14 protein-coding genes and 1 riboswitch are annotated in these 13,953 nt (G+C 36.3%); of the genes, 2 read left to right on the top strand and 12 right to left on the bottom strand.

Features of this window, described 5'->3' with window-relative positions; all coding sequences use genetic code 11:
• Positions 1–7: 7 nt before the first annotated feature.
• Positions 8–256 carry a ferredoxin gene (locus CN326_RS12990; protein ID WP_098309437.1) on the top strand — a complete coding sequence of 83 codons (249 nt, stop codon included), beginning with the start codon at positions 8–10 and terminating at the stop codon, positions 254–256.
• A gap of 303 nt (positions 257–559) precedes the next feature.
• On the opposite strand, the gene CN326_RS12995 is transcribed toward CN326_RS12990, so the two are convergent.
• Positions 560–1,138 carry an ECF transporter S component gene (locus tag CN326_RS12995; RefSeq protein ID WP_098309438.1) on the bottom strand — a complete coding sequence of 193 codons (579 nt, stop codon included), beginning with the start codon at positions 1,136–1,138 and terminating at the stop codon, positions 560–562.
• Positions 1,139–1,304: 166 nt separating this feature from the next.
• Positions 1,305–1,441: riboswitch (FMN riboswitch) on the bottom strand.
• A 363-nt stretch (positions 1,442–1,804) separates the two neighbouring features.
• Here CN326_RS12995 and CN326_RS13000 point away from each other — a divergent pair.
• Positions 1,805–2,488 carry a hypothetical protein gene (locus CN326_RS13000; protein ID WP_098309439.1) on the top strand — a complete coding sequence of 228 codons (684 nt, stop codon included), beginning with the start codon at positions 1,805–1,807 and terminating at the stop codon, positions 2,486–2,488.
• Positions 2,489–2,520: 32 nt separating this feature from the next.
• Here CN326_RS13000 and CN326_RS13005 read toward each other — a convergent pair whose 3' ends face one another.
• The 11 genes from CN326_RS13005 to CN326_RS13055 all read right to left on the bottom strand — a co-directional run bounded on the left by CN326_RS13005 (position 2,521) and on the right by CN326_RS13055 (position 13,901).
• Positions 2,521–3,135, bottom strand: a complete 615-nt coding sequence (locus tag CN326_RS13005; RefSeq protein ID WP_098309440.1) for a peptidoglycan DD-metalloendopeptidase family protein — start codon at positions 3,133–3,135, stop codon at positions 2,521–2,523.
• Between the two features lie 86 nt (positions 3,136–3,221).
• Positions 3,222–3,803 (bottom strand): cob(I)yrinic acid a,c-diamide adenosyltransferase, encoded by a 582-nt coding sequence (locus CN326_RS13010; RefSeq protein ID WP_098309441.1) that lies wholly within the window; start codon positions 3,801–3,803, stop codon positions 3,222–3,224.
• Positions 3,804–3,921: 118 nt separating this feature from the next.
• A complete protein-coding gene (locus CN326_RS13015; RefSeq protein WP_301287781.1) occupies positions 3,922–5,652 on the bottom strand; it encodes an ATP-binding protein in 1,731 nt (576 codons plus the stop codon).
• Positions 5,653–5,684: 32 nt separating this feature from the next.
• Positions 5,685–6,401 (bottom strand): DNA-binding response regulator ResD, encoded by a 717-nt coding sequence (resD, locus tag CN326_RS13020; RefSeq protein WP_098309443.1) that lies wholly within the window; start codon positions 6,399–6,401, stop codon positions 5,685–5,687.
• Between the two features lie 654 nt (positions 6,402–7,055).
• Positions 7,056–8,213 (bottom strand): c-type cytochrome biogenesis protein CcsB, encoded by a 1,158-nt coding sequence (ccsB, locus tag CN326_RS13025; protein ID WP_098309444.1) that lies wholly within the window; start codon positions 8,211–8,213, stop codon positions 7,056–7,058.
• A 14-nt stretch (positions 8,214–8,227) separates the two neighbouring features.
• The gene (resB, locus tag CN326_RS13030; protein ID WP_098309445.1) at positions 8,228–9,850 is read right to left on the bottom strand and encodes a cytochrome c biogenesis protein ResB; all 1,623 of its coding nucleotides are present in this window, start codon (positions 9,848–9,850) and stop codon (positions 8,228–8,230) included.
• A 152-nt stretch (positions 9,851–10,002) separates the two neighbouring features.
• Complete coding sequence (gene resA, locus CN326_RS13035) at positions 10,003–10,524, bottom strand: thiol-disulfide oxidoreductase ResA (RefSeq protein ID WP_098309446.1); 522 nt, start codon at positions 10,522–10,524, stop codon at positions 10,003–10,005.
• 120 nt (positions 10,525–10,644) lie between these two features.
• Positions 10,645–11,373 carry a 23S rRNA pseudouridine(2605) synthase RluB gene (gene rluB, locus CN326_RS13040; protein ID WP_098309447.1) on the bottom strand — a complete coding sequence of 243 codons (729 nt, stop codon included), beginning with the start codon at positions 11,371–11,373 and terminating at the stop codon, positions 10,645–10,647.
• 290 nt (positions 11,374–11,663) lie between these two features.
• Positions 11,664–12,194, bottom strand: coding sequence for a spore maturation protein SpmB (spmB, locus tag CN326_RS13045; RefSeq protein WP_098309448.1), 531 nt, complete (start codon positions 12,192–12,194; stop codon positions 11,664–11,666).
• On the bottom strand, positions 12,191–12,787 hold the full coding sequence (locus CN326_RS13050) for a nucleoside recognition domain-containing protein (RefSeq protein ID WP_098309449.1): 597 nt from the start codon (positions 12,785–12,787) through the stop codon (positions 12,191–12,193). The genes spmB and CN326_RS13050 overlap by 4 nt, the downstream gene beginning before the upstream one ends.
• A complete protein-coding gene (locus CN326_RS13055) occupies positions 12,780–13,901 on the bottom strand; it encodes a D-alanyl-D-alanine carboxypeptidase family protein (RefSeq protein WP_098309450.1) in 1,122 nt (373 codons plus the stop codon). The genes CN326_RS13050 and CN326_RS13055 overlap by 8 nt, the downstream gene beginning before the upstream one ends.
• Between the last annotated feature and the right edge of the window lie 52 nt (positions 13,902–13,953).

The following is a 13,953-nucleotide window of genomic DNA, read 5'->3' on the forward strand; positions in this document are numbered from 1 at the left end:
TACAAAAATGGCAAAATATACAATCGTTGACAAAGATACTTGCATTGCATGCGGAGCTTGCGGAGCAGCTGCACCGGACATTTATGATTACGATGATGAAGGCATTGCATTCGTAACACTTGACGATAACCAAGGTATCGTTGAAATTCCAGATGTATTAATCGATGATATGATGGATGCATTCGAAGGTTGTCCAACTGACTCTATTAAAGTGGCAGAGGAAGCATTCGACGGTGACGCATTAAAATTTGAATAGTCTTATTGTTGACTTCAAAAAATACCCCTCAAATAATGAGGGGTATTTTTTTTACACTTTATTTTCTTCTATGAAGCACAACTTTCACTAGTCACTCATCCTAAATTTAGTGGTCAGCCCCATCAAACAGACTCTTACTACTCCTTACGCGAGATAAAGTGAAACTTCCATCAGTGGTTTTTTTCATCCCCTACCTATCTCCTTCGAGTTCCTCACAATCTTGAAGCGGAGGGCTTACTGCCTGTTAATGCGGGATAAAAAACATCAGCAGAAAAAACTTCCACTGATGCAAAACCTTCTATATTATGCATTTTTCATTTTCGCAAATACCCATACTTTTAATCGAGAAAATAAAGGAACAAAAATAATTGTTACTATAATTCCTTTAATTATATTAAAAGGTAAAATTCCCGCTACAATTATTTGACGCATTGCATCGTTAGACATAGCAGGTTGACCTAAGAACCAAGTGTAAGCTGGAAAAATGATGAAATAATTTAATACACTCATAATTACTGTCATCATAATTGTTCCGAACATTAATCCTATTGTTAAACTTTTTACTGTGCGATGTTTACGGAATAAAAGAGATGCCGGAAGAATAAAGAGACATCCAGCAACAAAATTCGCCACTTCTCCTACAGGTACGCCCGTTAAATCGCCTTGAATACCATAATACAGGACATTTTTTATCCCTTCTACAATTACACCTGAAATTGGTCCAAAAGTAATGGCTGCAATTAATGCTGGGACATCACTAAAATCAATTTGCAAAAACGGTGGCAGCCCTGGAAGTGGAAAATCCAGCATCATTAATAAATACGCAATGCTGCTTAGCATCGCAACGCTCATCATTTGTACTACACTCTTCTGTTGTTTCATGTTTCTCTCTCCTTTTCCATCGATCATCTCATGGAAAGTGGAAAGGCTCTGCTATGCCTAAATATATTCCTGCATGAAAAAACCCTTCGCGTCCGAAACGCAAAGGGAGAAATTTTAGGCACATCAAACAGACGTTCAAACATGTATCTTTTTTGAACGCTCGAACCTCCATCTTCTCCCATCCAGACTGTACTGTCGGCTTTGGAATCGCACCAAATCCTGCCTTAACGGCTCGCGGGCTTAGAACAAAAATACACGTTCATCACCGCCGGTCGGGATTTTCACCCTGCCCCGAAGATAGACCGATATTCTATTTTCCTCATCATTATACAACAATTTTAAAACAATGTGAATGAAAATGCTTCTTTTTCACTCACATTGTACAACACCTTCCTATACTTAGCAGTCCCCCACCTCAAGATGCAGAGAAAAGCGAAGAAGATAGGCCGGGGATAAAGAAAACTTCCACTGAGGGAAATTTTCTTTATCCAGTCACATCCTCATAATTGCATGCTATTCTAACAATAAGTAAATAATACGACAAAAAGGAACAAATTTTCGTGTTTGTTCTTTTTTGTCCACAATTCTCTAGCCATTTATACGTGAAAGTGATAAGATATGATATTGTTAAGAAAAACAGCATTTTCTTACAATGGAGGAAATGTCATGAGTAAAGAAAAGAAACAGCCTATTCGAGAAATTATGAAAAAAAATCTTCGCAAAGAATACTTTTATTTAAAAAAGGAATTGCTGTTCTATTGTCCTCTTGACTCAGGTAACTTTTCAAGAGATACATATTATGTTGCTTTTGATGAAGATGGCATTAGTGTATATCAATATGATAAAAATTCAGACAGTAAACTAAAACTTCGCGAACGACATCCATGGAAAAGCTGGAGAAAAGTCAAAATTGATCATTATTTAACAAAAACTCATTTTGTCTTTCAAGGAGAACGAAATTGGATTCTTTCTCTTTTTCATCAAGGAAAAAAGGCAGAAAAAATCATTCAAACTTATACATCCTTAGAAACAGAAATTGTTTCCAGATCATTTTTAAAAAAACTGCCTGGTTATCGATCTAATACAACATTGAACGTGTATATTGGGAGTATTTGCTATACTGTACTTATTGCATTTTTATTAAAATTGATTCTCCCATCTCAAATTCAAATTGCTTTGTATTCGCTGTCTCTCGGCTGTATGCTGCTCGGTCTTCTTTGTTTCGTTATCGGTCTTATTGAACCTACTCTTGTCTTATTTAGAACAGAAGAAAAAACACGAGCTAAAGTGTTTTATTATTATAGCTATTTAATAATTGCTGGATTTGCATGTATCTTTATTTTTTGGTAACAAGTAAAAGAGCTAGTCTTCCTAGCTCTTTTTCAATTAATATGTAATTTTTGTGACGGATAAATAGTATCTTTTTGCAAATAATTTTTCACTTTTAATTCTTCAACAGTTGTACCGAACTTCCTAGCAATACTGACCAATGTATCACCTTTTTGCACGACATATACAGAAGCAGATGCTACCGTATTAGGCTTTTCTTGAATCATTTGCAGCGGATTTACTGCATTTGTTTTCGCTATCGTCCAAGCCCCTTTATGAATTTCTAAATGTAAGTGAGCACCATTCGATTGTCCTGTATTTCCTACTTGACCAATTTTTTGCCCTTTTAAAACTGCATCTCCCTCTCTCACAAGTCGTTTATTCATATGAGCATATACAGCTTCATAATCTTCATGTTTAATAAACACAACATGCCCGTAACTATCAGAAAAATAAGATCTTGTTACAACACCATCTTGCATAGCTGCTATTGAAGTGCCGATCGGTGCAGCAATATCAATCCCAAAATGTTTTCCATTTCTCGTTCCAAAATAATCGCTAATTCTCCCCTCTACCGGCCATGCCCACCGCTTTTCTTCAGCAGCACCTTCTGTTTGTGCTATAAAAAAAACACAAAAGAAAAGCAAAATGATTTTTAAAGCTTTCATTATAAATCCTCCGTTTTCTAAATAACAATCACACTTTCTCTATTTTGGTTGATTATAGCAAAAAGTATACCAAAAAAAGAAAGAGCCTATTTCTCTTTCTTCTCCTCCTTATCTCGAAATACAATCGCGCTTCTTTCATATTCTATATCTTTCACATTAGAACGAGCATTCACAACTCTTGCAACTGCAAATAAATAATCCGATAAGCGATTTACGTATTGCAAAACATATTCATTAATCTCATCTTGTTTCTTTAAAGCAACAATACAACGTTCTGCTCTTCGTGTAACAGTACGAGCAATGTGAATAATAGCCGCCCCTTGACTTCCTCCTGGTAAAATAAAGCGCTCAAGCGGCGGTGCTTCTTGTATATATACATCAATCCTTTCCTCTAGAAAAGTAATGATGTCTTCTGTTACTTTATACGGAATTTTTCTCTTCACAATCGCTAAATCCCCGCCACAATCAAACAACTCATGCTGAATTTTTTCAAGTTCTTGATAAATATCTTGAAACAATTCCCCCTCTAGCAATGTCATCGCATGTCCAATAAACGAATTCGCCTCATCAATTGTTCCATATGCCTCTACACGCAAATTGTCTTTATCTACGCGTCCTCCAATAAGACTTGTTTGTCCCTTATCTCCTGTTTTTGTATATAGCTTCATGTTTTCCCTCCTTATTTCTCTTTTTCATTCTTCTCTTATACTAACATTCCTTTTCTTTTTCAAAAAAAAAGCTTATCAAAAAGATAAGCTTAAAAATTCGCATATAATTTCATCATACTTATGTTGGCAAATATACAGAGAATGTCGTCCCCTTATCTACTACACTCGACACTGTAATCTTACCATCATGTCCTCGCACAATATTTTTTGCAATCGCAAGTCCTAACCCTGTACCACCTGTTTTCCCACGTGTACGAGCCTTATCCGCTTTATAAAAACGTTCAAATAAGAATGGAATATCATCCTCTGGAATACCAACCCCAGAATCTTCAACTTCGAATACAATTCCATTATTTTTCTCATCGATAATAAGCGATACTCTACCACCCGCATTTGTATGTCTTAAAGCATTATCAATTAAATTTGTTAACACTTGTTCCATACGATCTGGATCAAAAGAATGCTGCTCTATGGAAGTGCGAAAATCAACTACTAACTGCACTTCTTTTTCCTTTGCTATCCCTTGGAATTTTCGTGCAATCTTTTCAACAAATGGAACAATATCTACTTCTGATATATGTAATTCTACGTGACCGCTCTCCATTCGAGCTAAATCTAACAATTCATTCACAAGACGACCTAAGCGTACAGATTCATCATAGATAATTTGCACAAATTCATGCACTTCTTCTTTCGTTTGAACAATGTCATCTAAAATTGCTTCACTATATCCTTGCAGCATAACCATTGGTGTACGTAATTCATGCGATACGTTTGCAATAAAATCTTTACGCATTTTTTCAAGACGGCGTTCTTCCGTCATATCACGAAGTACCGCAACAGCACCGCGAATCTTCGTCTGATTGTACAGCGGTGTCATCAGTACAACATAATTACCTTTTTCTAAATTAACTTCTATAACTTGTTGCTGTTCACTTTCTACAACGAGATGAAACAGTTCAACAAGCTCCGATGGCAAACTCACACTTAACTCTATCTCTTTTTCTTCATACCATACTTGTAAGAAACGTTCTGCTGGCGGATTAATTACAACAACTTCTCCTTCTTGATTTAACGTAATAACACCATCAGCCATACTACTTAAAATACTAGAAAGCTGTTCTTTCTCTTGTTGCAGCGCATTAATATTAAACTTCAATTGTTTTCCCATTTGATTTAAAGCTGTTGCAAGTTCACCAATCTCATCTTGCGAAACCGCTGGTACCTTCGCATCAAATTTCCCGCGTGCTACTTCAAAAGCTACTTCGCGCATTTTACGAAGTGGGGCTGTAATTCGAGTTGATAAGAAAAAGGCAAAGAACGTTGTTAAAATAATCGCAATCCCCGCAGATAAAAAGATAAAATCCGTCGATTTTTCTATTCCTTGTTTTGGTACTTGTAACGATTGATATACAAAGACCGCACCATCTTTTGACGACTTTAACGGAACACCGACAATCATAATATCATTGTCAGGATTTTTCTTATTGTTTTCATCTGGGACGGTCTTAATTTTTTGTACCTTTTTACGTTCTGTAAATACCGCTTGTAACTCTTTGTCATTTTTCAAATCAGTTAGTGTTAGCGTTGCCAATCCTTGTTGTGCCGGAGAAGCAGATATTTCATTATTATCTTTCACAATAATAATACGCGAAAGGGGGTCAGCGAATTTATATGCGATATGTTCTATCGTCTGCTCATCCGTCCCCTCTTCTATTAATTCAGAAACACTCGTTGCAACATTCGTAAGCCTTGTTTCTCCCATTGTTACATAATAATTATCAAAAAACTGCGAAAGTAAAATGGCAACAAAACCAAGCACGAAGGAAACAAGGAGTAGAATCGTCATCCATAATTTCCCTACTACACTTTTCCAAAGCATTAATCGTTCACAACCTCAAACTTGTAACCAACACCCCATACAGTTACAATCATTTTCGCTGCATCTGCTGACTTTTTACTTAACTTCTCACGCAGGCGCTTTACATGTGTATCAACCGTGCGTAAATCACCGAAAAATTCATACTGCCATACTTCTTTTAATAACTGCTCTCGGTCAAATACTTTATCAGGTGCCTTCGCTAAAAATAGTAATAATTCATATTCTTTTGGTGTTAAATTCACTTCTTCTCCATCAGCTGTAACACGATGTGCGTCATTATCAATTGTGAGATGAGGAAATACAATAACATCTTTTGTTGTCGTATCTTGCGTAAAGAATGTCGTTGTTACTGAGCGACGTAAAACAGCTTTTACACGTAGCACAACCTCGCGTGGGCTAAACGGTTTTACAATATAATCATCTGTACCAACTTCAAATCCTTGTACGCGATTCACTTCTTCTCCCTTTGCCGTTAGCATAATAATCGGTGTGGCTTTTTTCTCACGAATATCTTTACACACTTCAATGCCATCTTTTCCAGGCATCATAATATCTAAAAGAATTAGATCATAATCATTTTGCAACGCTTTTTCTAACGCCGTCTCACCGTTGTCAGCCTCATCAATAATGTACTGCTCTCTCTCTAAATACATTTTTAACAAACGACGAATACGATCTTCATCATCTACAATTAAAATCTTTAATTCATTTTCCATCGCAACCCGCTGTACATGTAAATGTCACAACGGTTCACACCTACCTTTCTCCAATAAAGTAAAACTTTCCTCAAATTTGGTTTCCACTGAGGGTTCGTTGAACTACTCAAGTGCATATTAGTAGTTATCTCCCACTTGCCTTCTATTCCTCTGAATCTAGTGAGGGGGATATCCTAATTACTAATTAGAACAGAATAGAGCCCTAAACTTACCCTTATCTCATTTTCATAGACAAAACCTTTCATGATTGAAAGTTCACCTTTGCATTATGTTTCACAAAAACAATAAAATTTGTTCATAGTTTTTCCAAAAATATGTATGTTTCCTGAACAATATAATTTGTCCTCGACATCATTTTACAAAATTCTCTTATACTTTGTCATGTTTTTCTCAAAAAAGAAAAGAAATTGACAAAAATAAAATAGGAAAGTGACGGTTACCTTCCTATTTTATCCCGCATTAATGGGCAGTAAGCCCTCCACCTCAAGATTGTGAAGAATCCGAAGAAGATAGGTGGGGGGTAACTGCCCGTAAAAGCCCGATTGGTGAGAGCTTTCCATCAGTGGGAGATGAAAAAACTCTCCACTGATGGAAGTTTCACTTTATCCTGCAATAATGAATCGTACGACTTGACTCGTTGAACTTCAATTATTGTTATGCATATGAATGCAGGCCTGCAATTACTAAGTTTACCACAACAAAGTTAAACATAATAATTGCAAATCCGATTACTGCAAGCCATGCTGATTTTTCACCGTGCCACCCTTTAGACAAGCGTAAATGTAAAAAGGCTGCATAAAAGAGCCAGGTAATGAGTGCCCAAACCTCTTTTGGATCCCATCCCCAAAAACGTGTCCATGCAATTTGCGCCCAAATCATCGCAAAGATTAATGCACCTAACGTAAAGACTGGGAATCCAATTGCAACAGAGCGATATCCAATTTCATCAAGCAAATCACTATCCACTTTTTGTACTACTGGTTGAATCGCCGCTGCCACTCGTTTACGTAAAATCAATCTTAATAAGATATACAGTCCTGTTCCTATAAATATCGACCAAATCACTGTATTTAATTTTTTCGCATTAATAATAGCAGGTGTTTCTATAACAGGCTCAAGTTTGTCAGTTGTGACTAACTTTCCTTCATGAGGTCCTACTAAAGCAGGTAGATTGTACACCATTTCTGCTTGCCGCTCATTTTTATCAATCCATTGGAATTTCGCTTCATACTTTACACTTGAAAAAGCAGTTGTCGCTGCTATAAATCCAATTACACAAACAAGCGAAAAAATAACTGCTTCCAGCCAAAATGTTTGCTTACTTTTTTTTGACTGATCCACATTTTTCAGTAAATATATAACCCCCGCAATAAAACTAATTGCTAAAATAGCTTGGCCAGCAGCTGCTGTTGTTACATGAATCTGTAGCCAGTAACTTTTTAATGAAGGGATAAGCGGTGTAATTTCCCTCGGAAACATACTTGCATAGGCAATGAGTAAAATAGCAACTGGAAGTGCAAATAAACCAAGGATGCTTGTCTTATATATAAAATACATAATAATAAATGCACCAACCATCATCATGCCGAAAAATGTCCCAAATTCAAAAAAATTACTAACTGGTGCATGTCCTGATGCAATCCATCTCGTAACAAAGTATACCGATTGCGCAGCAAAACCTAGAATAGTAATACTTATCCCAATGTTTGCCCACTTCCGCCCTTTTTCTTTAATCGCACCTCCAAAAAACAACGTTGCAATTAAATACAATACGAAAGCAGCAAATAAGAAATTACTACTTATTTCTACCATACTCTCTCCCCACCTTAACTAATTTTCTTCTCATTGACTTTATCATTTGGCTGTGGAATGCTTGTCCCTTCTAAGACTTTTTCTATCTCTTTTCGCAAACCATACCAATTTTTATTTGTATGCCCAGCAATCCACCATTCATTGTTAACACGTTGTATCCAAATGCGTCGATGATTCCAATACATACCTTGAATAACACCGACCATGAAAATAAAGCCTCCCAGAGCTATAATCCAAAGTGTCAAATCTTTTCGTACAGTAAGCGCTGTAACGTTACGCGTTTCTACACCTGCAAAAGACATTTTGTATAAATTGTTTCCTTCTGGCTCTATATTTTGTCGAATTCCAACAAAGCTCACTTCTCCCTTTGGTGTTTCGGGTGTAAACATTTTAAAAACAAACGCTGGATTATTAGGTAGCTTCGTTTTTGTATTCGGTTTTCCACTTTCATCAAAGTAAAAATCCGGAAAATAACTTAACAACTGCAGAGAGTATCCATTTCCTAAATCGTATGTTTCTTTTGGATTTGCTAGGTCAACTGTAATTGGGCCCCATTTTTGGCCACTTTCTTTCTTTTGTAAAGCAAAAGACATTTTACTAAATTCGCCCTCTTTAAAATCTACTTGATAAAGAGCATAATGATCAAATTTAAGAGGTTCATTCACTCGAATGTTATACTCTTCCACTTTCTCAAGCTTTGGCTTTTGACCAGCAATATTTTTTCCAACCGCTTTATATAATACGGCATTTGTTTGATAGTTTTTCGGAATTACCTTATTCCCAACTCGATCAATCGCATCATCAAAGACTTCATTTTCTTTTCCTTTATCATAGACTTCTTTAATGAATTTTTCATTCTTCAAATAATACTTTCCGTCTGTTCCTGGGATTTCTTTCATTTCACCTTCACGAAGCCAAAGCGATTCATCTACATACATACCAGGGACAAAACGCAGCATCGTTCCAAATAAGAAAATAATAAGACCAATATGATTTACATATGGACCCCAACGAGAAAAACGTCCTTTTTCTGCTAGAATGTTATCATTTTCCACTCGCACATTGTATTTTCTCTTTTTCAAGTTTTCCTTAACACATTCAATTTCTTCTTTTGTTGCTAGTGCTACTCCGTATAATCGCTGCCTCTTTAAAAAACTCGGATGCCTTGTTACTCCTTGTTTTTTCAGCGCTTTATACAAAGGAACAACTCGGTCTAAACTACATATAACGAGAGAAATCCCGATAGATGCAATTAACATCATATACCACCAAGAGCTATATAGATTGTCAAATCCTAATTGGTAATACAATTTTCCAAGAAAACCATACTGCTGTTCATAGTATTCCCCCGGCGTGACATTTGGTGGGAGATACATTTCTTGTGGAAAAATCGTCCCCACTCCAGATGCGATAAGTGTAATAACAATGAGCCATACTCCAACTTTTACGGAAGAGAAAAAACTCCAAATTTTATCCACAACTGTTTTTGTATGTGTAAGAGACCGCCGTGCACTTCCTTCATATCGCATATCTAATAATTTCGTATCTTTCTCATCTTCAAAAGGCTTTCCGCAAGCTTCGCAAAAGATTGTACCAATTGGGTTTACATGACCGCAAACACACTTTATTTGTTCCAAATCCCTCACCGCCGTTTCTTTTCTCTATGTATCTATGTTTCATAACACTTTCACTGAATAATCAGAATTTTATTGTTAGGTACTGAAATTACAAACAGCACCTCAATTGATCAATACTACCTGTACAAATATATTTTCTATACATTTCTCATTTATGGAGTAATTTTCTTTAAATATTCTTCCATTTGTTCTTTAGATTGTGTACCTGTAATTTTTTCGACAATCTTTCCGTCCTTATCAATTAAAAACGTTGTTGGTAACGGTCCTACATCATATGTATTTAAAATTTCTTGTCCTTTATCAATCGCTACTGGAAATTTCAGTCCATATTGATTCACAAAGTTTTTCACAGCAAGTTCTGTTTCATCTGCATCTAATGCCACTATTTCGACACCTTTTTCTTTATATTTCGGATATAATTCATTCATATATGGCATTTCTTTCTCACAAGGTCCACACCATGTTCCCCAGAAATTTAAGAAAACACCTTTTCCTTTTAAATCTTTTAACGTAATTTTGTTACCTTCTAAATCAGTAGCAACAAAGTTTGGCGCTTCCTTTCCAACTTGCGCTTTCTCCTTATCAACAAAAAAGTTTTGATATAACGTAAACCCTACTGCCCCTCCTAATATGAGCAAAATGATTACACGAAATAACAGCCTATTTTTCTTCACGGTGTCTCTCCTCTCTTAACGAAATAAATAAGTTTAGCACATACTAAACTTTTCTATGTATTCACTTCTATCAGTAAAGATTTCTTTACTGATAGAAGCTTTTATTCCTGTTACTAAATACTATCTTGGTTTCGTTGAAGCAAGAGCACGAAGTTGTTTTACTTCATGAGGAGATAATTCTCTTGCATCTCCTGGGCGTAAATTACCTAACTCTAAAAAGGCATAACGCTCACGCTTTAATTTCATCACTTTACATCCAACTGCTTCAAACATTCTACGCACTTGGCGATTTCTTCCTTCATGAATTGTCAATTGTACAATTGCAACCTCTTTACGTTTATCCCAAGAAAGGATTTTCACATGCGCAGGCGCTGTTTTCCCTTCTTCAAGCATAACACCTTTTTCTAACATACGGATTTTTTCACCAGTTAACTGGCCCTTTACCTTTGCCACATATGTTTTTTCAACTTTATATTTTGGATGCATTAAAATGTTCGCAAAGTCTCCGTCATTTGTCATCAATATTAAACCAGATGTATCATAATCTAATCGACCAATTGGAAAAAGGCGCTGTGGAATTTCTGGAAAGAAATCTGTGACCACTTTTCTTCCTTTATCATCTGTTACACTCGAAATAACACCAGTTGGTTTATATAATAAAAAGTAAGCAGGTGTTTCTTTTTCAAGAGGAATGTTGTTTACTTCAACTTTATCTTGCGCACTCACTTTCGTTCCTAGTTCGGTCACGACTTTTCCGTTAACCTTAACTTTCCCTTGTTGAATAAGTTCCTCTGCTTTTCTTCTTGATGCGATACCTGCTTGTGCTATTACCTTTTGTAATCGTTCCATTTCGTTTCTTCACCTCAAATTTATCTTACCTTCATTAGAAGGACTTGGCAACTGTCTAACCTAGTAGACAATGCCCATTACTTACCATAAACAACATTGCCAACTTTGTAAGCTAATAAAGGAGTGCGGTATGATTCTCTTCTTTATTATGGTCCACTTCCTTCCATTTGCTTACGGCAAATGTTCACGTTTTTGTCAAAAACAATCCATAAAAAAGCCACTATTAAGCGCATTCTTAATAGTGGCTGTATTCGTATTATAGTCCAATTTGAATGAAAAATGAATCATTATTACTGAAACATAAGTGAAACAAATACAATTGAACACACGATACCAATTAAATCAGCAAATAAACCAACTTTTAATGCATCACCCATTTTCCGAATCCCAACCGCCCCAAAATAAACTGTTAAAATATAAAAAGTCGTATCTGTACTTCCCTGCATCGTGGAAGCAAGTCTCCCAATAAACGAATCTGGTCCGTATGTGGCAATTAAGTCCGTTGTAATACTTAACCCTGCTGATCCAGAAATAGGACGAATAAGTGCAAGCGGAACAATTTCTGCTGGCACATGAATCATATCTAGCATTGGTTTTATCACATGAATCATTGCATCTAGCGCTCCTGAAGCTCGAAAAATGGCAATAGAAACGAGCATACCAACCATAAATGGTAAAATGGATACAGCAATTTGAATCCCTTCTTTTCCCCCTTCTACAAACGACTCATATGTCGGTACTTTTTTTACCGTCCCATATAATAGAATAAATCCAATCACGCATGGAATCACCCATAGAGAAATCATATTGACGATACTCATTTTTTCTTCCCCTTTCTACTTCTTCTTCGGTAAAAATAACGATCAATCCAAATGGCACCAATCATAGATAGCACTTGAGCGATAAAGGTTGCCCCTACAATTTCAGTAGGGTTTGCAGAATGATATGTCATCCGAATTGAAATAACCGTAGTGGGAATAAGCGTGATAGCCGATGTATTTAAGGCAAGAAATGTTATCATAGAACGACTCGCAAAGTCTTTTCCCCCATTTAACTCTTTTAAATGTTCCATTGCTTTAATCCCAAGTGGTGTAGCTGCATTTCCTAAACCGAAAAAGTTTGCCCACATATTGGATAAAATAAAACCCATCGCTGGATGATCCTTCGGAACTTCTGGAAACAATTTTTTTACAAGAGGCATACACAATGCAACAAGCTTCTTTAATAGTCCCGCTTCTTCTGCAATTTTCATTAAACCAAGCCAAAAAACAAGAACACTAATCAGTCCAATACAAATAGTTACAGCACTTTTTGAACCTTCAAAAACCGCTTTATTCACTTCTTCCATCGTTCCATTAAACATTGCATACACAATACCAATTAACGCCATCGCAGCCCAGACAAGATTAACCATCTGTTTTCACACCTAACATTTGTGAAAATACTTCTTTAAAATCACTCCAAAACAAACCTGTTGTCACAATAAGCTTTCGTTTACTATAAAATAAATTACGCTCCCCAATTTCTTCTCCATTTAGATAAGCAATGGCGCGACCTACTTTCTCTCCATCTGTTACCTTGGCTGTTTTATCAAATTCAATTTGTAATGTGACCTTTTTTAACTCCTCTTTTGTTAGCGGCACTAACAAATCATTTTTCGTATATACATGATTTTTATACTTTTTGTCTTGAATTTCAGAAAGTACTCCCTTTTTTAGTACTGTAGTTGATATATACTGTTTAAAGCCTTCATTAAATAAATACATATGATCGTCCCAATCACTCGAAGCCTGCAATGTTACAACAATCAAATCTAGCCCATCTTTTGATGCAGTTGTTACAAGTGTTCGTCCTGCCTTTTTCGTAAAGCCAGTTTTTCCTCCTGTTGCATACTCGTACATAGATGTAACAAGCTTATGTTTATTTTTCCATGGATAATCCCACGCTTGCGACTGATACGTTTTCGTTCCAAAAATTTTACGAAATGTCTCATTGTTCATGGCGTACCGTGTTAACTGTGCCATATCATATGCTGAAGAATAATGTGTCCCATCCCCATCTAAACCGTGCGGGTTAGAAAAATGTGTATCCTTCATTCCAATTTGTGCGGCCTTTTCATTCATTAAATAGACAAACCCATCCGTACTTCCACCAATATATTCTGCAATTGCCTGAGCTGCATCATTTCCAGAACGTAACATTAAACCGTATACTAAATCCTCTAACGTTACTTTCTGCCCTGGCTTTAAATAAATAGCCGATCCTTCCACACGAACAGCCGTATTGCTAATTGATACCTTTTCTTTCATTTTCCCTGATTCAGCTGCCAAAAGCGCGGTCATAATTTTTGTAATACTTGCAATTTTTTCGGATTCATGCTCTAACTTTCCATATAGTACACGCCCCGAATGCTGCTCCATCAACACGGCATTACGAGCACTAACATTATTCATTTGTGCATATGTATCATTGGGTAACATACTTACACATATCATAATAAGTGCTATCACAATCCATCTTCCTCGCATATATTCACGTCCTTTTCGGCACTTTTTGTACAAGTGTATGCTTGGACCTTTA

Source organism: Bacillus sp. AFS018417 (genome assembly GCF_002560985.1).
GTDB lineage: Bacteria > Bacillota > Bacilli > Bacillales > Bacillaceae_G > Bacillus_A > Bacillus_A rhizoplanae.